A 23019-nucleotide genomic window follows, 5' to 3' on the forward strand; every position below is an offset into this window, starting at 1 on the left:
AAAAAGCTTCTCGTAATGAGAAGCTTTTTTTGTTACAACTAATCAACCAATTAATTTGGTGTTGGTATATTTATCAGTTTTAAACGTAGCATTTAAAAACGAAATCTCTATGCCCAATAATCATAATACTGATGTTCCACATATTGTTGAAAAGAATGATATCCATAGAATTGAACCTACAAATTGGTGGGTAGGCTTTAAAAATCCGTTGTTACAGCTTTTGGTGCATCATCCTAATATATCGGAATATGTGCCAAATATTACTTATTCTGGGGTTTCTATAGAAAAATTTCATAAAGCTGATAGTCCTAATTATCTGTTTATAGATTTGAAGATTTCTGAAGATACGCAACCTGGACAGTTCAATATTAGGTTTAAAAATGAAGGTTCTGAAGATTTAATCCAAACCTACCAGCTAAAAGATAGGAAACACAGCTCAGAGGATTTTGTAGGTTTTAATAGTACCGACGTTATTTATTTAATCACTCCAGATAGGTTTGCTAATGGGAATCCAGAAAACGATGTGGTTACTGGATTGAATGAGGATACCATTAATAGACATGATGACTATGCCAGACATGGTGGAGATATACAAGGTATTATTAACCATATTGACTATATTGATGATATGGGTTTTACGGGTATTTGGTCCTGCCCGTTACTTACCAACGACATGTTAGAGAGTTCTTATCATGGTTACGCCATTACCGATTATTATGAAATAGATCCCAGATATGGTTCCTTGAAAGATTATTTGCACTTGTCTTCAGAATTAAAAAAGCGTGGTATGAAATTGATTATGGATCAAGTGGCAAATCATTGCGGATTAGAACATTGGTGGATGAAAGATTTACCATTTAAGGATTGGATTAATCATCAAGGACACTACCAAGAAAATATTGAGAATTGGCAAGAGGGTATAAGTAAAACTACCAATCATAGGCGAACCACCAATCAGGATATGTATGCATCTAAAGCAGATAAAGAAAATATGAATGTGGGTTGGTTTGTTTCTGTAATGCCCGATTTAAATCAAAAGAATCCTTTTATGGCACGCTACACCATTCAAAACAGTATTTGGTGGATAGAAACAGCAAATTTGGGAGGTATTCGTCAAGACACTTACCCATACCCAGACAAATATTTTATGAGTGTCTGGGCTGGGGAGATAATGAAGGAATACCCCAATTTTAGTATTGTTGGCGAAGAATGGAGTTATAACCCGTTACTTATAGGTTATTGGCAAGATGGCGCAAACAATAGAGATGGGTATAAATCGAATCTGAAATCCCCTATGGATTTTGCCATGCAACGAAACATTGTTAATGCCTTAAATGAAGAAGAATCTTGGGATGAAGGTTTAGTTAAAATATATGAAGGATTGGCAAACGATTTTCATTATGTAACCCCAAAAGATATCATGATTTTTCCTGATAATCATGATATGAGTCGCATTTTTACATTATTAAATGGCGATATTGAAAACACGAAAATGGCTTTAGGTTACATTTTAACCGTCCCTAGAATTCCACAGATATATTATGGAACAGAAATACTAATGAACGATTTTGACAAACCTGGTGACCACGGATTAGTGAGATCAGATTTTCCTGGAGGATGGGAAGGGGATACCGTAAATGCTTTTACAGGAGAAGGTTTAACAGAAGAACAGACCGAAATGCAATTATATCTCAAGATCCTTTTAAATTACCGAAAAAATAGTAAGGCTATTCATAAAGGGAAAACTATTCATTTTGCTCCAGAAAATGGAATTTATGTGTTATTTAGAATTTTTGAAGATGAGGTTCTTGTTAACATCATCAACAAAAATGTTGATACTGTTTTATTAGATTTAAACCGATTTAATGAAATTGGACTACAAGGTAAAACACTAAAAAACATCATCACAAATGAATCTTTGATTTGGGATGATACTTTAAAACTAACAAAAAAAGGAAGTCTGCTTTTAACGACTAAGTTTTAGGTGTAAATTTACTTTTCTATATTAAATTTAACAAAAAGCCTTGTAACAATCAAGGCGTTAAGAAGTCTTGTGTTTAACGACTAACGCAAAATATTGTAAATTTGTTATACAATACCACTCACATGACCGATATAAACGAAAATATTGAATCTCCTTTTAAACTAAAAGTAAGCTTTAATAAGCTTCTAGAGTATTATGAAGACTTGGTTAAAAATGAAGACAAAACTATTGTGGCCAAAGCAAAACGAGTTTTAAATATTGCTTCAGAATATCCTGAGTTAAGAGATGGATTTACCAATACTAAAATTCTTAAAAACAGAGAGAAGGAAATAAGCATTATTCTTCAAGATACTTTTAGTCCTTTATTAACTAAAAATGAGATTAAGACCGCTTCAGTACCCTTCCATAATCTCATTTTTAATAAATCAGAGCGTTTCAGGGATATTATTAAAACAGCAGGTAAAGGTTTTGAGCTTAAAATTAAAAATATGCCTGAAGAATATAGGTATATTATTGCTTGCACAGTTATACTAAATTTCTGTTATGGTTTCAATTTAAATTTTAGGCGTCCATTTTATTACGAAATTCCGGACGCTAATGGCATTATGAGATATTATAAAATTATGTATAATGCCGATTTTTGTGAAATTATTCCTACTGAAAAGGCACCAAAGATAACTGTTGAAGATTATGAAGAATTACTTGATAATTTTGAAAATTTAGAACTTTGGAAAGAAAAATTTCCTCCAAATAGTTACCTCTTTAAAGGTTTTGTTATATCGAACATGTTTGATGTTACAGATGACCAGTCCATATCAAATGTTAAATCTACTCTTATCAAAGACGAGGCATGTAAAGATGATACCTTTATGGAGGATTTTTATGAAATTTTCAGATCCTTATTGGGTATAAATGATATTAAGGTTGGGTTTTCTATTTATAACAATGAAGAACATACTTTTGAACATGTATATGGTGTAACTGCTAGTAGTTTTTTACTAGGAAATGTAGAAAAAGAAAATTGTCATAATGTTTTGTGTAGTTGGTCGCATAACAGACTATTTAAAGAGCATAAATATTTTTCAATTTCTGATGTAGATAAAGCATACAATAAAGTAGGAGACTGCATTCCTCAAATAAATATATTAAGAAAACAAGGCATTAAGAGTGCTATTTTTGCACCAATTGCCAATGAAGACGGCTTAATGGGGGTTTTAGAAATTGTTTCAAATAGACCAAAAGAGCTAAATAGTGTTAATGCTAATAAGTTGGAAGATATCATGCCTTATATCGTATCGGCTGTAGAACGTTCAAAGGTTGAAGAAGAAAATCTAGTTGAGGCTATTATTCAAAAAGAATGTACTTCCATTCATCCAAGTGTGCATTGGCGTTTTGAGAAAGAGGCTAAAGCATTTATTAAAGATGAAATGAGTGGTAAAGAAGCCAGATTTAGAAAAATTGTTTTTGATGATGTTTACCCGCTTTATGGGCAGATAGATATCAAAGGGTCTTCAGAGGCAAGGAATTTAGCTACTAAAGAAGATTTAAGACTTCAGTTAAATGCAGTTAAAAATATTTTCAAAAAGGCTCAAGAAATAAAAGCCTTACCTATTTATGATCAGTTTATTTTTCAAGCAAATAATTATTTAAATGGACTTAAAGAGCATTTTCAAGTAGATAGTGAGCAGCAAATCACAAGTTTTTTTATAAACGAAGTTGAACCAGTTTTTGCTCATTTAAGAGAAGTTAAAGAACTCAATGAATTAATTGAAACGTATCATGCCAGTATTGACGGTAAAGTAGAAGTGCTTTACAAGCACAGAAAAGGTTACGATGAAACTATTGCTAGGATAAACCAGGAAATGGCATCATTATTAGATAAAAAGCAGGAGGAAGCACAGGCGATGTATCCGCATTTTTTTGAGCGTTTTAAAACTGATGGTGTTGAGCATAACATGTATATTGGAGAGTCTATTACCAAAGAGAAAAGTTTTAATCTGTTGTATTTATATAACTTGAGATTGTGGCAGTTGCAGGTGATGTGTGAAATGGAAAATGCTTATTACCAAATGCAGTCTGAGTTTCCAATTTCTTTAGATGTTGCCTCTATGATTTTGGTGTTCAATCAACCATTATCTATAAGTTTTAGAATGGACGAAAAGCAGTTTGATGTTGATGGTACCTATAATGCCCGCTATGAAATTGTAAAAAAACGGGTTGACAAAGCTTTTATAAAAGGCACTAATGAACGCGTTACACAAAAGGGTAAAATAAGTATTGTATATTCTCAAAAACAAGATGAGGTTGAGTATATGCGCTACATTAAATTTTTACAGGATAAAAATTATTTAGATAATGATATTGAAATTGTGGAACTTCAAGATTTACAGGCGGTAACAGGGCTTAAAGCCATTAGAGTTAGTGTCTTGTACCATAAAACCGAAAACGATAAATTGTTTTATACTTACGATGATTTAATGAAGGAGTTGAAGGCGTAATTATTTACCTTGCTGCACCAGAAGTGTAAAAAGCTATAGCAAAAGCAATAACACTTACTATAATGCCAATCATAAACACGCTGTAGGTTAATCTTAGAATTTTATACTTTTTATTAAGTACAAGCCCAAGGTAGTACAGGTCTTTTTTCATAGAAGAGTAAAGATATTCGCGGTCTTGCATCATTTCACCCATAGCCCATTCAAAATCATTTAAGCTCATTTTGTGAAAATTTCCAAAGAACAACAGATTTACTTTTTTGTTAGCAACATCAGCTTTTGTAAACTTACCTCTGGTAACATTAGGTCTTGTGGCTAGTATAGATAAAATAATTGAAGCCACTGTTACCAAAACAAAAATTATGGTTGGAATAATTAAGTGTTTATTGGAGGCATTATCTAATTTAGGTATTAGGTTGGCTAAAACCAAAGACATGATAATAGCATTAACAGAAAGTAAAATATTAGCTTTAGTATCAGCAATATTACTCAAGTGCATGTGGTTTTTTAAAGTAACCCGAAACATAGTTTCTATGCCGCGTTCTGGCATTTCAACTTTGTTTTTTTTAAATATTAATTCCTCTTTTTTTTGAGAGAGTTTTTTGTTATTAGTATCTAACTTTTTCTTCATCTTGAGCAATTCTGATAGATTTTTACCTTTACGTTTGTCCCAGTTAGAAGCTGCTTGGGGGGTGTGGAATTTATGCTTTTTTGAAAGGAAGTTGATATTTTGATCTAACCATTGGCTTTCAGTAAAAGTTTTATTGCATAATAATTCCCATTCTTTTCTCAAAAGTTCTGAAACCTCAAAATAACTTTTGCTCCCAATATGAGAGCAGTCAGCATCTCTAATTATTTTTTCAAGTTGGTTTTGTGGTTTATAGTCCATTTTTGTAGCCATAATCAATTGGCATACAGCATCTGTTTTTTCAGCAGGGTATGCTTTCAATTTTAAAAAGTCTTTGGCTATAACCACACTTTTCTCCTCATGGTTTTCTATACCTTGGGTATAACCTGTGTCATGTAGCCAACTACTTAAAAAGAGTATTTCTTTATCATCATCATTTAGTTCACAATGTTCAGCTAATTCAGTGGCTTTTTCTACAACACGTTGGGTATGCGTTAAATTATGATACAGAAATGACGTTTCTAATTTTTCATTTAGAAGTTTTGTGGCAAATTTTTCGGTTTCAACAACAATATTGTTCATAACACAATTAGGTTTATGGTAAAAATACTAAACTTTAGGATAAAGTATGTAAACGATGTTATTTGTCGTAAATTTCAATTTTAATTTCAAGCTTCAGTGACTTGAGGTTGTTCTGTAAGAAATTAAATAAGGTATCGACATATTTTAACAAAAAACGAAAATCAAAATAAAGACAGAAATGCTTAAATGGAACGATATTATTAATTTTTCGGTAAACGGGAATTTAGAACCAGATATTAGGGTTGAGAAAAATGAGGATGAATGGCGTAAGCAATTGACACCAGAACAGTATAGAATTACAAGACAAAAAGGAACCGAAAGGCCTCATAGTGGTGCGCTTTGTAGTGCCTATGAAGCAGGGAAATATCATTGTGTTTGCTGTAACACGCCCTTGTTTGATTCTACTATTAAATTCAATTCTGGAACGGGATGGCCCAGTTTTACCCAACCAATAAAAGATAATGCTATTAAATATGAAAGAGATGATTCCTTTGGTATGATTCGGGTGGAGGTTATGTGCAATACCTGTGATGCTCATTTGGGGCATGTCTTTCCTGATGGTCCCGAGCCAAGTGGTTTACGTTATTGTATTAATTCAGAATCATTACAACTAGACAAAGAATAAAATAAATGAATAAAAATTTGCAATTGGCTACCTTTGGGGGGGGCTGCTTTTGGTGTACAGAAGCAATGTTTAGAGAATTAAAAGGCGTTGAAAAAGTAGTGTCTGGTTATTCTGGTGGGAATGCTCCCGGAAAACCTACCTACAGAGAAGTGTGTTCTGGTTTAACAGGGCATGCCGAAGTAGTACAGCTAACTTTTGATGCTGATGTAATTTCATATAACGATATTTTAGTTATATTCATGGCTACACATGACCCCACTACTTTAAATAGGCAAGGTGCCGACGTAGGCACTCAATACCGTTCTGTAATCTACTACCATGATGAAGCACAAAAACAAGTGGCAGAAACAGTTGTTAAAGAGCTTGCTGATTATTTTGACGACCCCATTGTAACAGAAATAGCGCCTTTAGGTATTTTTTACGATGCCGAAGATTATCATCAAGATTATTATAAAAATAACTCAAAGCAAGGATATTGCAATGCTGTAATTACCCCAAAACTGGCAAAGTTTAGAAAGTTGTATGTTGAAAAGTTAAAATAACCACGGCCAAAATTTATTAGATTATTAGAAGCCACAAATATCAATACTATGTTGGTTTTTTAGAAAAATATACTTTTAAAATGATTTTAGGATTAGGAACTGCTGCTTTAGGAAGACCACAATACATCAATATTAAGTTAGGAGGCGATAGGTTTGTGGATTTAAATAGTTTTAAAAAGAAGGGGTTTCAAGTTCTAGAAGAAGCCTATACTAGGGGTGTGAGATACTTTGATACCGCACCTGGTTATGGTTTAGCTGAACAACTTTTAATAGAATGGTTACAAACTAAAAATGATACATCTATAAAGGTGGCTACAAAATGGGGTTATACCTACATGGCAAATTTTGATTTTAATGCCAAGATTCATGAACAAAAGGAGCATAGCCTTTATAAATTAAATGACCAGTGGCAGACTTCTAAAGCATTATTACCAAATTTGTCGGTTTATCAAATTCATTCGGCAACTTTAGAAACAGGTGTTCTTGAAAATCATGAAATTCTTGACAGATTATCAGAGTTAAAACAAGAGTATAAGATAAAGATAGGTCTTACCACTACAGGGGATAATCAGGTTGAGGTGATTAATAAAGCAGTTGATATTGAAGTAAACGGAGACGTTCTTTTTGATGTATTTCAAAGTACTTACAACATTTTGGATCAAAGTATATTGAAGTTGGGACTCTCATTATCAAAAGAAGGAAGGCAATTTGTTTTGAAAGAAACCTTAGCAAATGGTAGATTGTTTTCTAATCAAAGCTATCCGCATTATGAAGGGCTTTATAGTTATCTGGAAAAGCTATCTGCTAAATATCATGTTGGTATTGATGCCATAGCTTTAAGGTTTTGTATGCAATCGTTTCCAACTAGTTTTGTGTTGAGTGGTGCAAGTAGTTCAACTCAGTTAAATGAAAATTTAAAGGCAAATTCTTTCACATTATTAGAAGATGAGCTTTCAAAATTAAGTGCTTTTGAAGTAGCACCATACAACTATTGGCAAGAACGTAAACAACTAACCTGGAATTGATAACAAGTATGGTATAATATTTCATTGTGTAATCATATATGGGGTTCAAGGTTCTTTCAAATTGAAGTAATACAATATTAAATCACTATTTTTATAACTAAGAATTAAACGAACTTAAATGACTACTCATTTAAAATACTTTTTAGTTTTTGTTATCATTATTATAATCAATGCCTGTGCAACCTATAAACCACAATACAAAGACGTTGAGGTTTTAGGTAATATACAGGAAGACGCCATTGCGCATTCCTTTTATTTAATTGGAGATGCCGGTAATTCCCCAATGGGTACAAAATCTAACGCCTTATTAGCATTTGAAAAAGAGTTAAAGAAAGCTCCAGCACAAAGTACGGTTATTTTTTTAGGGGATAATATTTATCCAAAGGGAATGCCAGAAAAAGGTCATAAAGGTAGAGCTTTTGCGGAGCATCAACTTAAGGTACAAACAGAAGTTGTAAAAGATTTTAAAGGTCATGCTATTTTTATTCCTGGAAATCATGACTGGTATAGTAATGGTTTAGAGGGATTAATGCGTCAAGAAAAATATGTAGAGGATAAACTTGGAAAAAACACTTTTTTACCCGAAAACGGTTGTCCGTTAGAGAAGGTGAAAATTTCTGAAGATATTCTGTTACTTATTGTTGATTCTGAATGGTATTTAACTAATTGGAATAAACACCCAACCATGAATGATGATTGTGATATTAAAACGAGAACTAAATTTTTTGATGAACTGGAAGGAGAAATAAAAAAGGCTAGAGGCAAAACCACAATAATAGCAGTACATCACCCTATGTTTACAAACGGATCCCATGGTGGGCAATATTCCTTTGGGAGCCATATGAGTCCAGTTCCGGTTTTGGGAACCATAAAAAACATTGTTAGAGAGGCCGGAGGTGTTACCACAGTTGATACCGAAAATAGTCGTTACAATGAATTTAGAAAACGTTTAATAACGCTGGCTCAGGAAAATGATAAAACAATTTTCGTGTCAGGTCACGACCATAATTTACAATATATCGTTCAAGACAATCTGCCTCAAATTGTAAGCGGTTCGGGTTCAAAAATTACGGCTACCAGAAATGTTGGAGGTGGCAGATTTTCACACGGCACACCAGGATATGCACGTTTGGATATTTTAAAAGACGGATCGTCTTTTGTTCGTTTTTATTCTTCTAAAGATGACAAGATAGTATATCAAAAACAAGTGTTTCCAAAAGACAAAAAGCATCAGGGGGTGAATTACCCAAATCAATTTCCTTTAAAAAAAGAGGCTTCTGTTTATACAAAAGATGAAACTGAAAAAGGAAGGCTTTACAAATTGTTTTGGGGAGACCGTTATCGAGAAGATTTTAGTACCATTGTAAAAGTTCCAACCGTTAGTTTAGATACGCTTTTGGGTGGGCTAACCCCACTAAGAAAAGGAGGTGGGCATCAATCAAAATCCTTACGTTTAGAAGATAAAAAAGGAAGGGAATACGTCATGCGCGCCCTTAGGAAGAATGCGGTTCAATATTTACAGGCTGTTGCTTTTAAAGATCAGTATATAGAAGGTCAGTTTAATAAAACATACACCGAAGCATTATTGCTTGATGTATTCACAGGGTCACACCCGTATGCACCATTTACAATAGGAGTATTATCTGATGCGGTTGGGGTATTTCATACCAATCCTGTGCTTTATTATGTGCCAAAACAAAATGCACTTGGGCAGTTCAATGAAGATTTTGGTAATGAACTCTACATGATTGAAGAACGTGCTGCAGATGGGCACGGGGATAAAAAGAGCTTTGGGTATTCCGATGAACTCATAAGCACTGATGATTTGCTAAAGCAGTTGCATAAAGACGAAGATATTGTTTTGGATGAGCGCGCTTACATAAGAGCGCGCTTGTTTGATATGCTTATTGGAGATTGGGATAGGCATGAAGACCAGTGGCGTTGGGCAAAATTTAAAGAAAATGGTAAAACAGTTTACCTACCCGTGCCTAGGGATAGAGATCAGGCTTTTTCAATCATGGCAGATGGTGCTCTATTAGGTTTTGCAACTAGAGTGGTTCCAACACTTCGATTGATGCAATCGTATGAAGAAGAGTTAAAAAGTCCTAAGTGGTTTAATTTGGAGCCTTACCCTTTAGACATGGCTTTAATTAACATCTCTGATAAGTCGGTTTGGGATGAAGAAGTAAATCACATTGTTACTAACTTAACAAATGAGGTTATTGATAAATCTTTTGCTTTTTTTCCACCCGAAGTCAATCAAAATACCATTCAAACCATTAAACAAAAACTTATTGGAAGACGAGCCAATTTACAAGGTATTTCAAATAGTTACTACAACCACATCAATAAGTTTTCAGTTATTAAAGGGACCAATAAAGATGATTGGTTTGATATAGAACGATTACCTAACGGAAAAACCAAAGTAATAGCTTATAGGATTAAAGGAGGTGAAAAGACCGATGTGTTTCATAAAAGAACCTATAGTCATGATTACACCAAGGAAATTTGGATTTATGGATTAGACGATGACGACGTTTTTAAAGTGTTTGGAAGTGGAGATGAATTGATTAAGGTTAGAATTATTGGTGGACAAAATAACGACACTTACATGGTTGATAATAAGGTTAAATTAAAAGTATACGACCATAAGTCTAAGCCTAACACCTTTACAAATAGAGGTTTTAATAAAAAACTAACTGATGATTACGAAACCAACGTTTATGACCATAAAAAATTAAAAAACAGTTCCAATCAATTAATGCCTGCTATTGGAGCTAATCCAGATGATGGACTTAAAATAGGGTTTAACAATACATTTACAAATTATGGTTTTGAGCGTAATCCATTCACTGCACAACATACCTTTTCTGGAGCATATTACTTTGCAACCAATGGTTTTGAATTGGGATACAATGCAGAATTTGCAAATGTTTTTGGTCATTGGAATTTATTGATAGATACGCAGTTTACAAGCCCCAATTATGCGGTAAACTTTTTTGGATTTGGCAATACTTCGCCTAATCCTGAGGCAGACAAGAATGATGGATTTGATGCAAATTTAGATTACAACCGTGTTAAACTTCAAACATTAAAATTAGCACCTTCTTTAATTTGGAGAGGGGACTTAGGAGCAATCTTTAAAATAGGTTTAAAGTATGAATCTATAGAAGTAGAAGAAACTCAAGACAGATTTATTAATCAATTTACAAATTCCTCCAATATTGATATTAGTAATGATTTTCTTGGTTTTGAAATGGATTATGAATACAGTAATAGTGATAATTCTGCATTTCCAACAATGGGCATGTTTTTGAATGTTAAAATAGGTTATGTTAATAATTTGAGCAACTCTAACAGATTTGGGTACTTAATTCCAGAATTATCAATAGACCATAAAATTGATACTGCAGGCCAACTGGTATTTGCTACCAAGTCTAGAGGTCACTTAAATTTTGGAGATGCTTTTGAGTTTTATCAAGCCGCCAATATAGGAGCTAAGAATGGATTAAGAGGTTACAGAAATGAACGCTTTTCAGGGAAATCCGCTTTTGTGCAGACCAGTGATTTAAGATTCAATTTACGTAAGCTCAAAACTGGATTGCTGCCCATGAATATAGGGGTATATGGTGGTTTTGATATTGGTAAAGTATGGGTAGATGATGAATTAGTTTTAATGCCTGAACACAATTTAGATGATTGGAATACATCTATTGGAGGCGGTGTTTTTGCCAATTTAACTGAAATGGCTACCCTAAATCTATCTGCTTTTCACAGTGATGATGGTTTGCGTCTAGCTTTTAAAATGGGATTTGGTTTTTGATACCAAATGGTAGCCTGAATTTGTTTTTGGTGTCTCCTAATTTCATTTGTAATTTTTGATAGTCTTCTTCGTCTATATAAGTAGTAAATTGTAACAACATGAAAAGTAGTTTTAATAATATAATAAATTCCGAAAAAGTAGTCCTTGTTGACTTTTTTGGAACTTGGTGCGGACCATGTCAAGCGCTCATGCCAATTCTAAAAGATGTGAAAAATGAGATAGGAGATGCTGTAAAAATCGTAAAAATTGATATTGATAAAAATCATGAGTTAGCTGTGAAATACCAAGTAAGGAGCGTTCCTACCATGATTTTATTTGTTGATGGTCTGCCCAAATGGAGACAGTCTGGGGTATTACAAAAAAGAGATATTCTTCATGTGATTGAAACTCATGGAGGTATTACGGTATAGCTATTTTAAATTCATAAAGGTTACCGCCATCTATACCTCTGAATTCATCGGTTATATAAACAGTGCTATCATTTTTAAAGCAAACACTTTCTTTTTGTGATTTATAATCAAAAGGATAATAGTTTACGGTACCCTTAAAAAATTGATTGTCTGTAAAATTTGAAAGTATAATTAATTGGTTTTCTGTTAGTAATGCTACTTTATCTTTGGAGGTATTTATGTCAGCCGATGTCACCCAGCACCCTTTTTTATTGCAAGTGTTAAAAGAATCAATTTGTTTTGCTTTGTAAGTTCCAGGTTTTGCTGGTAAAACATAGAGATTGGTTTTTCCTGGTTTCTTTGAATACCTACTTTTAGTAAATAGGTATAAACTATCCTGAAAGTGAAAGAAAGCTTCACAATCAAAATGACGTTTGTTATTTTTAGGAGGGAATTTATTTTGTTCTGGATAAGAGAATTTAATCTTTTTAGGACTCACTTCAGTTTTGTTTAATAAGTCATTTTCAGAAACTATAAGTATGGCTAAGTTCTTACTGTCATTATCATTATTGCCAAAGTCGCCAATATAAATATTTCCATTACTATCAGAGGTTAAATCTTCCCAATCTCTGTTTTTAGCTAAAATGGTTGCGTCTTTCATAATATTTCCATTTTCATTTACACCGTATAAACGAGGTTTATTACCACCATCATTTAGCATCCAAAGTAAATTACCATTGGAACTAGTCTGAACGCCTGAAACTTCCTTTAGTGTAAAAGGTAAATCTGCAATCACTTTCAAATTTCCTGTTTGACATGATACGGTTAAAGTAAATAGAAATAAAAAGGAAGTTTTAAACATTTAGTAGATTTTAGTTTTAAATTTACGTGGAATTTTTTAATTTTTCTGTAAACCGAATGAATACTTATATTGGGTTGTTAAGAGGTGTCAATGTAAGTGGGCAAAAGAAAATACCCATGGCAGAGCTTCGGGAGGCCTTGTCTAAATCTGGTTTGATGAGTGTACAAACCTACATTCAAAGTGGTAATATTATTTTTCAATCTTTAAAAGAAAACAAGAGAATTTTAGCTTTACAAATACAGAAAATTATTCAATTATATTTTGGTTTTGAGGTTCCTGTATTGGTATTTATTCCCAAGGATTTTAAGCAAATATTTGATAAATGCCCGTTTAGACAAGATAAAAAAGAAAATAGTTATTTTACCTTCTTGTATCAGAAACCAAAAAAAGATTTAGTTCTAGAAGTTTCAAATATAACCTATCCAAATGAGGATTTTTTCATTACTCAAGATTGTGTCTATTTTTATTGTTCTGTGGGTTATGGAAAGGCAAAATGCAACAATAACTTTTTTGAACAAAAATTAAAAGTAACAGCCACTGCTAGAAATTACAAAACCATCCGAAAGTTATTATCTTTGACATCTCAATTAGATTAAATGACTGAACAAGATTTTATTCCAAAAATATATCCTAAGCAAGTTGAAAATGGAAGTGTTACTTGGAAATCACCTAGTAATATTGCATTGGTGAAGTATTGGGGTAAAAAGGAAAACCAAATTCCAGCAAACCCTTCTATTAGTTTTACTCTAGACGGCTGTAATACCACAACTACCGTTAATTTCTCTCAAAAGGAAAGTCATCAAGAATATGCTTTTGATGTATTTTTAGGTGGTGATTTAAAAGAAAGCTTCAAGCCTAAAATTGAGACTTTTTTTAAACGGATAAACACTTACTTACCCTTTTTAAAAGAGTACTATTTTAAAATTGATACGGTTAATACTTTTCCGCATAGTTCTGGAATAGCATCTTCAGCATCAGGAATGAGTGCACTAGCACTGTGTTTAATGAGTATTGAAAAGATGTTGAATCCTGATATTACGGAAGAATACTTTAATAAAAAGTCTTCATTTTTAGCGCGATTAGGATCTGGAAGTGCTTGCCGTAGTATTGATGGAGATTTGGTTGTTTGGGGTTTACATAATGAAATTGAAGGTAGTTCAGATATATTTGGAATTAAATATCCTTTTAATGTTCATGAGAATTTTAAAAATTATCAAGATACCATATTGTTGGTTGATAAAGGCGAAAAACCAGTAAGTAGTACAATAGGACACGGTTTAATGCATAATCACCCATTTGCGGAACAACGATTTGAACAAGCGCATAACAATCTTTCAGCATTAATTGATGTGTTTAAGACAGGCGATTTGAATGGATTCGTTAACATTGTAGAGAGCGAAGCATTAACATTGCATGCTATGATGATGTGTAGTATGCCTTATTTTATTTTAATGAAACCAAACACCCTAGAAATCATTAATAAAATATGGTCATACAGAAAAGAAACAGGCTCTAAAGTTTGCTTTACTTTAGATGCAGGTGCTAATGTTCATGTCTTATACCCAAAAGCCGAAATTGAACAAGTTGTTCAATTCATCAAAAATGAATTGGTTGCACATTGTGAAAATGGGCAGTATATTTGTGACCAAATTGGCTTTGGAGCAAAAAAAATAGTTTAAAAGCTTGTTTTTGTTTAAAAAATGTTTAATTTTATTAAACAAAAAAATAAAATAAGTATCCTAATTAGCAAAAAAATATGAAGGGACCACTTTTTTACTCTAAGATATTACTCTTTGGAGAATATGGTATCATCAAAGACTCTAAAGGGCTATCGATTCCCTACAGTTTCTATAATGGTGCTTTAAAAACCGATAAAAATCCATCCAACGAAGCCATAAAATCTAACCAAAGTTTAAGAAAGTTTGCTAAATACTTAGAAAATATTGATAAAAGTCTCGTAACTTTTGATTTAGAGACATTAAAAAATCATGTAGAAGCGGGTATGTATTTTGATTCCTCAATACCTCAGGGTTATGGGGTTGGTAGCAGTGGTGCTTTGGTAGCTGCTATTTACGACAAGTATGCTCAGGATAAAATAACGGTACTTGAAAATTTAACTCGAGATAAACTTTTAAAACTTAAAGCTATTTTTTCAGTTATGGAATCCTTTTTCCATGGAAAGTCTTCAGGTTTAGACCCCTTAAACAGTTATTTAAGTATTCCAATTCTCATCAATTCTAAAGACAATATCGAGGCTACAGGCATTCCATCGCAAAAAACTGATGGAAAAGGCGCTGTGTTTTTACTGGATAGTGGAATTACTGGAGAAACAGCCCCAATGATAAGTATTTTTATGGAGAATATGAAACAAGAAGGATTTCGAAAAATGATAAAAAATCAGTTTATCAAACATACCGATGCTTGTGTTGATGATTTTCTAAAGGGAGATATAAAATCATTATTCAAAAATACTAAACGATTATCTAAGGTAGTGCTTAACCACTTCAAACCTATGATTCCTTCACAATTCCATGAGCTTTGGAAGCAAGGCATTGAAACTAACGATTATTACCTGAAACTCTGTGGTTCTGGAGGTGGAGGTTATATTCTTGGTTTTACCGAAGATATTGTTAAAGCAAAGAAATCGCTTTCAGGATACAAACTCGAGGTGGTATATAATTTCTAATTCTGTATTTTTATGTCATCCTAAACTTGTTTCAGGATCTCACTAAACAACTACATGCTTTCAAGAAAACAGAAATATTTTTTACTAAAGTTTTTTAGTATGCTTTCTGTGGTCAGAGGTTACAACATTCTCCTTATAGTAATAGCCCAATACCTAGCTTCTATTTACATTTTATCTCCAGACTTACCTCTTATGGATGTGATTTTTGATATTAATATTTTGATGCTAGTTTTAGCAACGGCTGCTACTATTGCATCAGGATACATCATAAATAGTTTCTATGATTCAGAAAAAGATTTAATTAATCGTCCTATAAAATCAAAGCTAGACAGATTAATAAGTCAAAACACAAAGTTGTCGTTTTATTTTGTGCTCAACTTTTTGGCAGTAATTTTGGCTAGTTATGTATCATTTAGGGCGGTAGTTTTCTTTTCGGTTTATATTTTTGGTATATGGTTTTATTCTCATAAACTTAAGAAACTTCCTTTTGTAGGTAACTTAACTTCTGCAATATTAACCATTACGCCATTTTTTGCCATTTTTATGTATTACAAAAACTTTGAATCTGTCATTTTTGTACATGCTACCTACTTATTTTTAATTGTTTCTATGCGTGAACTCACTAAAGACTTGGAAAATATTAAAGGAGATTTTGTGCAAGATTACCAAACCATTCCTGTTACCTACGGAGAAAACATATCTAAGTTAATGCTTACAGTTTTGGCTATTTTTACGTTGCTTCCAACCTATTTGTTGTTATTTTACTACACAGTTGGTTATATGTATATTTTCTTTTATACAGCTACAGCTTTATTAATTTTATTCTTAATTCTATTATGGCGTTCAAAAACCAAAATGCATTATCTCATCTTACACAATATTTTGAAGTTTATTTTGTTAGCTGGGGTATTTTGTATTTTGCTTATTGACGTAAGTGTTATTTTAAAGCGAATATAATTTTTTTGATTTCTCTTAGTGGCAGAAATAAATCGTCAATTAAAAATCGTTAACCGTAAATTATTTAAGTATATCTTTGTCGAAAATTAAATGTAATGAACAGGCAACGCGGAGGAAAAGCACAAGGTAAGAGTTTTAAGAAGAGTCAATCAAAGTCTCATATAAAGCCAAAGGCTGGGTTAAATAAAAGCAACTCTAGTGAAATTCGTTTGAACAAATACATTGCAAATTCAGGTATTTGCTCAAGACGAGAGGCCGATGTTCACATCGCTACTGGTTTGGTGTCAGTGAACGGAAAAATCATTACAGAAATGGGTTATAAAGTAAATCCAAGCGATGAGGTACGTTATGATGGTGCTAGAGTAAATCCAGAGCAAAAGGCATATGTACTTTTAAATAAGCCAAAGGGATTTGCTACCACTACAAGCGAAGGTAAGGGGCGTACTGTTATGGATTTGGTTGCCAATGCTACAACCTCGCGTATAAAGCCTATAGGGCGTTTGGGTAGAAATTCAAAAGGCTTATTATTATTTACAAATGATAAAGATATTGAAGATAAATTCAAAAATTCTAAAAATGGTGTGCCCCGCTTATTTCATATCGAATTAGATAAAAATTTAAAGCTAGAAGATTTAAAGAAAATCCAGAACGGATTTAAGATTCAAGATAAACTTATTTCGGTAGAGGAAATAAGTTATATAGATGGTGCTGCAAAAAAAGAAGTTGGTCTTAAAATAAAGAATACGGGTAATACTATCATAAGAACCATTTTTGAGCATTTCAATTATGACATCATTAGTGTAGATTGCGTTGCCATTGGTCATCTCACAAAAAAAGATATTCCTCGCGGTCATTGGAAACACTTATCTAAAGACGAATTAAGCATGCTTCAAATGCTTTAATGAGTTCTAGAAGTAATTACATGTTTACTTCATAAATTATTTTAAAATTATTTGTCAAACACAGAGAGCATAAGTATTTCTATAAATGTTTTGTCTTTGTTTTTATTGATTAATTCGATTAAGTAATAACAAGGATAGTGCAGGATAGATTATAATTTGAATTTTTATTTATTTGATTCATTCTGCGGTCTTCAAGGGTGAAAATTAATTTTAATGCACTTCATTTTTAATTAGTTAGACTGTTTATTTAGAAAAGACATGGTAAATCAAAAAATTACAATTAGGAATTTAAGTGACAATGATAGTCCCAAGTATATTAAAATAGTCAATGCAATAAAAAGCTCCATTGAAAGTAACCAGCTTAAGGAAGGAGACCGAATACCTTCAATAAATGAGTTTAGCAAAAGCTACCGTGTTTCCAGAGATACTGTCTATAAGGCATATACCTTGTTGAAAAAACAAGCTTTAATTAATTCTACGCCAAATAAAGGGTATTATATTACAGAAAGCAGGAAAAAAGTACTTATGCTAATAAGTACATTCAAAGCATACAAAGAAGTGTTTTATCATTCTTTTATGAGTTGTATACCAGATAATATTGCAGTTGATTTACAATTTCATCATTACAATGTAAAAAACTTTAAGTCAATGTTAGATGTTGAAAATGCCAAGTACTATAAATATATTGTCATGGGGTTTGATCATCCTGGGGTTAGAAAAAGTTTAGCTAAGATTGATAAAAAGAAATTGTTGTTAATTGATTGGAAAGCCAATCTACAAGTCTCAGAGGGTTATGTTTTTCAAGACTTTGGTAAAGCGTTTTACGAATGTCTTGAAGAAGCAATAGGTTTGCTGAAAAAATATAAAAAGGTTGTGTTTGTTTATCCAGAGTATACGTATCACCCCTATGAGAGTGTTGAATATTTTATTGCATTTTGTAAGTCTAATAAAATAGATTACAGTGTTTGTGTTGATTCAGAAATGCTAACCGTTGAAAAGGGTATGGCTTATATTAGTGTTAATGATCGTATTCTTTATGAGCTTTTGAGTCAGAGTACCAATGCAAATCTTGAAATTGGTAAAGATGTCGGTATTTTGTCTTACAATGATACGCCACTTAAAAAATTTACATACAAAGGAATATCTGTTATCTCTATCGATTTTAAAGAATTTGGGGCTAAAGTAGCTGAGTTTATTTCTTCAGATGAAATTCCAAAAACATATTTAGAAACCAAACTTATTGTTAGGGATTCACTATAGAGCCCTTTGTAAAGCTTTCATAGAGAAGGCTATTTAAAAAACTATCTAAGCATGTTCTTAAGTTTGAATTAGAAAGAATGATTGTTTTTCTTTATAATCATGAATACCATTATTGTATTTGTATTCCAATAGAATCACTTTAATAATTGGTGTATAATAAAGTAGAAAAGTTTAAAAGTGTATTTTTAGATTGTGTCTAATAATACTTTTCAGTATTTTGGATACTAAGAGTTTTTTAATAAGAAACTGTTAGTCTAAATTTTAAGTCCTTATAAATCAAATTTGTAATTTAAAAGTTTTCTTTTAATTTTAAAGCAACTTATCGTCTTAATACTAATCTCAAAACTCTTTTTTTATGAAAAATTATTACTTATCAGGATAGAACAGGATAGGATAGGCTATCTTAATTTGTAAAATTGTTGTTGATTATTATGACTTTTTTAGAATCTTTGTTTATTCTGGTCATACTAACTAGTAAAACTATAATATATGTTAAAACTAAAACTCAAAATGAAACAAAAATTTAAAGGACAATTTTCTGTTTCTGCATTAGCACTTTTAGTAACACTGGTTTTCTCCAGTTTTACGGTTGCTAATTTACAGGCTCAGGAAAAAATTTCTGGTGTTGTTAAAGATGTTGGCGGTATACCTTTACCTGGGGTAAGTATATTGCAAAAAGGAACTACACGAGGGGCGTCAACAGATTTTGACGGGAATTACACGCTTGAATTAACTTCAGGTCAGAAAACTTTAGTATTTTCTTATCTAGGTTTTAAGACTGTAGAAATTCAAGTAAACAACAGAACAACCATTGATGTAACTATGGAAGAAGACATTGCAAGTCTTGATGAAGTAGTAGTTATTGGTTATGGTACACAGAAGAAGGAAAGTGTGGTAGGTGCAATTACCCAAATTAAGGGGGAATCGCTACAAGAGCTAAATTCTGGTATTACCAATGTGGAGGAAGCATTACAAGGTAATTTGCCTGGGGTTACAGCCATTCAAGGTAGTGGTGTTCCAGGTAGAAATGATATGCAAATTTTTATTCGTGGTCAGGCCTCGTGGAATGGATCAGGACAACCACTTATACTTGTGGATGGCGCGCCAAGGGATATTGATAATATCGATTTTAATGATATTGAAAACCTTTCTGTACTTAAAGATGCCTCTGCCACGGCGGTTTTTGGTGTTCAAGGTGCTAATGGTGTTATTTTAATCACCACAAAAAGAGGTCAAAAAGGAAAGGCGCAATTGTCTTTACAAGCTAATACTACTTTAAAGTTTGTTTCTAAGTTGCCAGAAAAACTTGGTGTTTTTGATGCTATTATGGAAGCAAACTCCTCTATATTGCGCGAACTTCCTTATAGGGAAGAATCTTGGGATAATTATCGCCCAATAGCTATTGCAGATAGATTTCAAAATCCTGCAAACGAAGCCGAAAGTCTTATATATCCTAATGTAGACTGGAAAGATGTGCTTTTAAAAGATTTTGCCCAAGATTACCGTGTTAATTTATCTGTTCGAGGCGGAGGAAATAACGCCAGATATTTTGGGAGTTTAGCATACCAAACAGTGTCTGATATTTTTGATGGTGATAGTTATGATAATGGTAAAGGGTATGACAGTGGGTTTGGTTATGAGAGATTTAACTTTCGTAGTAATATCGATTTCGATATCACTAAAACTACAGAGTTTTCTGTAAATCTTGGTGGATTTTACGGGATTCAAAAAACGCCCGGTAACTTAAATTTAGTTACAAACTCAATTTATGAGCTCGCTCCGAATGCTTACACACCTCTTTTTCCAGATGGGGCTTATGGTAGAGATGATAGAGATATCTTTGCTAATACAAACCCTTTGGTTGTTTTAACTAATACAGGGTATACTTCTACAAATACCTTTAATATAAACACAGATTTTATCTTAAAACAAAGATTAGACTTTATAACTAAGGGCTTATCGTTTCAAGGACGTTTTTCTTTAGATAATAGATCTACAAGTAGACAGCGTTTGTTTGACAATGGAGGTGATGGTCAGGAAAATGTGAGATATCGTGTATACAATGAAGATTTTGAAGAGCGCATTGAATCACCAAATGGTGTGAATGATTTTGGTTTTGTGCCTTTTCCATGGACAATAGAGCCAACACAAATACTTGATGGTAATGAGGGTAGTGCTGCTCAGCGTATGAGACGTAATTTATTATATGATTTTTCTTTTAATTATAATAGAACCTTTGCAGATAAGCATGCTGTTACAGGATTAGTATTAGTAAGACGTAGAGAGAGTGGAACTGGTAATGGTTTCTTGAGATATCGCGAAGACTGGGTTGGTAGGGTAACCTATGATTATGATAAGAGATATTTCTTAGACATTAGTGGTGCTTATAATGGATCTGAGAAATACGGTCCAGGATTTCGTTTTGAGGTTTTCCCAGCAGCAGCAGCAGGTTGGACAGTCACTAATGAATCATTTATGGAAAATGTTGATTGGTTGAATCTGTTAAAATTTAGAGGATCTTATGGTTTAATTGGTGATGATAGTGGAGGCGGAAGGTTTGAATACCAGAAAACTTGGAGTATTGGTGGTGGTGCTTTTATAAACCCTAATGGTTCAAATGGTCGTTCGCCGTATGTGTTTTATTCAGAGGACAATGTTGGTAACCCTAATCTACAATGGGAAACGGCTGTAAAATATAATATTGGTGTAGAATTAGGATTGTTTAATAACGCAATTAAAGCAGAGGTAGATGTTTTTGGAGAAGATCGTAGCGATATTTTAATCCCAAGTAGCCAAAGAGCGGTGCCAGAATGGTTTGGTGCTAGTCCACCAGCCTTCAACAGAGGTGAAGTAGAGGTACGAGGATTTGAAGTTGTACTTTCAGCTAATCATACCTTTGCCAGTGGTGTAAATATTTTTGGTAATGTTAACTTTACGCAAGCCAAAGATTTAGTACTTGATAGAGAGGATCCAGAATTACGTCCGTTTTACCAAAAAGCAGCGGGATATACCATTGGTCAGCCAAGATTAGCTATTCCTGCAGAGATTATGGGTAGTTTAGATGACTTATATAGCTCAACACCAAGAGTCAATGGAAATGAATTAATAAGAACTGGATATTATAATTTAGTAGATTATGATGGTGATGGTACTTACAATGGTGCTTTTGATAATGTGCCATATGGTTACCCAGTACGTCCACAAAGAACTTGGGCTGCTACCGTAGGAGCCAAATACAAAGGATGGAGATTATCTGTTCAGTTCTATGGTACACAAAATACTAATAGAAATTATAGCAGTAGAACATTCTCAAACCAAATCGATACGTTTTTTGAGCATGAGTTAGGATATTGGACTAAAGATAATCCAACAGGTGTTCGCACACAGCCAACTTTTGCTATAGACTCAGGAGCCAGTGATTTAAACACAGGAGGTGCTGATCCAAGATCAAACTTTTTTGATGGATCTTTAACAAGATTGAGATCTATAGCGTTAAACTATAGTATTCCTAAAAAAACATGTGAAAGACTTGGGGTTAAAGCGCTAAGTGTTTTTGCTAATGGTAATAACTTGTTTTTATGGACAGATTTGCCAGATGATAGAGAGTTTAACAGTAGTCAAACTCAAGATTCTACGTTTAGAGGAGATTACCCTACAATGGCACGTTTCAATGTCGGTTTTAATTTAGATTTTTAAAATAAAGAATTATGAAAAATATTAAAGTAAAAATAATTTTATTTTTAGGGCTACTGTTAACGTTTGCCTGCGAAGAATATTTAGACATTGCACCAGAAGCTGAGATAGATATTACCGATGTATTTGCTACTTTCGATTCTTCTCAAGGGTTTGTAGAAGAGATGTACAACTTAGTAGTTGAATATGGTACTTCTGGTCATTCCTTTCAGGATTACACTTTTGGGGACGACTCATACAGGGGTGGCCAGTTTAGTGGTGCCGTAGATCGAGGTCAGTTAGATAATTGGGTGAGGCAACGATTCGCTTACCTTGGTAAGAATACACATCAAGGTAGACCTGGAGATACCAATAATTCTCAAGCTAGACGTAGACCAAGAATATGGCGTGGTAGTATGTTGGGTATCCGTAAGGCTAATATCGTTATAGCCAACCAAGATTTAATGGTAGGGCTAAGCCCAGAAGAAAGGGATGTTATATTAGGACAAGCTTACTTTTTTAGAGCATTCTTCCATAACGAAATCATGAAGTTCTGGGGGCGTTTCCCACATATCACTGAGGTATAT

At 33.1% G+C, this 23019-nt stretch carries 18 protein-coding genes; 15 read left to right on the forward strand and 3 right to left on the reverse strand.

Annotation, left to right across the window (positions count from 1 at the left end; translation table 11 throughout):
- Positions 1-109: 109 nt before the first annotated feature.
- On the forward strand, positions 110-1984 hold the full coding sequence (locus tag DFQ02_RS13395; RefSeq protein ID WP_116524976.1) for a glycoside hydrolase family 13 protein: 1875 nt from the start codon (positions 110-112) through the stop codon (positions 1982-1984).
- A 122-nt stretch (positions 1985-2106) separates the two neighbouring features.
- Complete coding sequence (locus tag DFQ02_RS13400) at positions 2107-4482, forward strand: GAF domain-containing protein (protein WP_116524957.1); 2376 nt, start codon at positions 2107-2109, stop codon at positions 4480-4482.
- A gap of 4 nt (positions 4483-4486) precedes the next feature.
- Here DFQ02_RS13400 and DFQ02_RS13405 read toward each other — a convergent pair whose 3' ends face one another.
- Positions 4487-5689 carry a Pycsar system effector family protein gene (locus DFQ02_RS13405; RefSeq protein WP_116524958.1) on the reverse strand — a complete coding sequence of 401 codons (1203 nt, stop codon included), beginning with the start codon at positions 5687-5689 and terminating at the stop codon, positions 4487-4489.
- A 178-nt stretch (positions 5690-5867) separates the two neighbouring features.
- Here DFQ02_RS13405 and msrB point away from each other — a divergent pair, with 178 nt between their 5' ends.
- The 4 genes from msrB to DFQ02_RS13425 all read left to right on the forward strand — a co-directional run bounded on the left by msrB (position 5868) and on the right by DFQ02_RS13425 (position 11704).
- Complete coding sequence (gene msrB, locus DFQ02_RS13410; RefSeq protein WP_116524959.1) at positions 5868-6314, forward strand: peptide-methionine (R)-S-oxide reductase MsrB; 447 nt, start codon at positions 5868-5870, stop codon at positions 6312-6314.
- 5 nt (positions 6315-6319) lie between these two features.
- Complete coding sequence (gene msrA, locus DFQ02_RS13415; RefSeq protein WP_116524960.1) at positions 6320-6856, forward strand: peptide-methionine (S)-S-oxide reductase MsrA; 537 nt, start codon at positions 6320-6322, stop codon at positions 6854-6856.
- Between the two features lie 80 nt (positions 6857-6936).
- On the forward strand, positions 6937-7881 hold the full coding sequence (locus DFQ02_RS13420) for an aldo/keto reductase (protein WP_116524961.1): 945 nt from the start codon (positions 6937-6939) through the stop codon (positions 7879-7881).
- Between the two features lie 118 nt (positions 7882-7999).
- Positions 8000-11704, forward strand: a complete 3705-nt coding sequence (locus tag DFQ02_RS13425) for a metallophosphoesterase (RefSeq protein ID WP_116524962.1) — start codon at positions 8000-8002, stop codon at positions 11702-11704.
- Here the strand turns inward: DFQ02_RS13425 and DFQ02_RS15410 are convergent.
- The gene (locus tag DFQ02_RS15410) at positions 11682-11804 is read right to left on the reverse strand and encodes a hypothetical protein (protein ID WP_262510833.1); all 123 of its coding nucleotides are present in this window, start codon (positions 11802-11804) and stop codon (positions 11682-11684) included. The two genes, DFQ02_RS13425 and DFQ02_RS15410, sit on opposite strands and share 23 nt — an antisense overlap.
- Between DFQ02_RS15410 and trxA the strand changes: the two genes are divergently transcribed.
- A complete protein-coding gene (gene trxA, locus DFQ02_RS13430; protein WP_116524963.1) occupies positions 11803-12114 on the forward strand; it encodes a thioredoxin in 312 nt (103 codons plus the stop codon). The genes DFQ02_RS15410 and trxA overlap by 2 nt on opposite strands.
- Here the strand turns inward: trxA and DFQ02_RS13435 are convergent.
- On the reverse strand, positions 12104-12955 hold the full coding sequence (locus DFQ02_RS13435) for a hypothetical protein (RefSeq protein WP_116524964.1): 852 nt from the start codon (positions 12953-12955) through the stop codon (positions 12104-12106). The two genes, trxA and DFQ02_RS13435, sit on opposite strands and share 11 nt — an antisense overlap.
- 56 nt (positions 12956-13011) lie before the next feature.
- Here DFQ02_RS13435 and DFQ02_RS13440 point away from each other — a divergent pair, with 56 nt between their 5' ends.
- The 8 genes from DFQ02_RS13440 to DFQ02_RS13475 all read left to right on the forward strand — a co-directional run.
- Entirely contained in the window at positions 13012-13551 is a 540-nt protein-coding gene (locus tag DFQ02_RS13440) for a DUF1697 domain-containing protein (RefSeq protein ID WP_116524965.1), read from the forward strand.
- Positions 13552-14634: a diphosphomevalonate/mevalonate 3,5-bisphosphate decarboxylase family protein gene (locus tag DFQ02_RS13445; protein WP_116524966.1), complete on the forward strand. Its 1083-nt coding sequence runs from the start codon at positions 13552-13554 to the stop codon at positions 14632-14634.
- A gap of 77 nt (positions 14635-14711) precedes the next feature.
- Positions 14712-15641 carry a mevalonate kinase family protein gene (locus DFQ02_RS13450; RefSeq protein WP_116524967.1) on the forward strand — a complete coding sequence of 310 codons (930 nt, stop codon included), beginning with the start codon at positions 14712-14714 and terminating at the stop codon, positions 15639-15641.
- A 54-nt stretch (positions 15642-15695) separates the two neighbouring features.
- Positions 15696-16598, forward strand: a complete 903-nt coding sequence (locus DFQ02_RS13455; protein ID WP_116524968.1) for a geranylgeranylglycerol-phosphate geranylgeranyltransferase — start codon at positions 15696-15698, stop codon at positions 16596-16598.
- Between the two features lie 95 nt (positions 16599-16693).
- Positions 16694-17500 (forward strand): pseudouridine synthase, encoded by an 807-nt coding sequence (locus tag DFQ02_RS13460; protein WP_116524969.1) that lies wholly within the window; start codon positions 16694-16696, stop codon positions 17498-17500.
- Between the two features lie 258 nt (positions 17501-17758).
- Positions 17759-18760 (forward strand): GntR family transcriptional regulator, encoded by a 1002-nt coding sequence (locus tag DFQ02_RS13465; RefSeq protein ID WP_116524970.1) that lies wholly within the window; start codon positions 17759-17761, stop codon positions 18758-18760.
- A gap of 510 nt (positions 18761-19270) precedes the next feature.
- A complete protein-coding gene (locus DFQ02_RS13470) occupies positions 19271-22456 on the forward strand; it encodes a SusC/RagA family TonB-linked outer membrane protein (protein WP_181896425.1) in 3186 nt (1061 codons plus the stop codon).
- Between the two features lie 11 nt (positions 22457-22467).
- Positions 22468-23019: RagB/SusD family nutrient uptake outer membrane protein (locus DFQ02_RS13475; RefSeq protein WP_147297787.1), on the forward strand; the 552-nt coding region annotated here is incomplete at its 3' end.

Source organism: Seonamhaeicola aphaedonensis (assembly GCF_003386195.1).
Taxonomy (GTDB): Bacteria; Bacteroidota; Bacteroidia; order Flavobacteriales; family Flavobacteriaceae; genus Seonamhaeicola; species Seonamhaeicola aphaedonensis.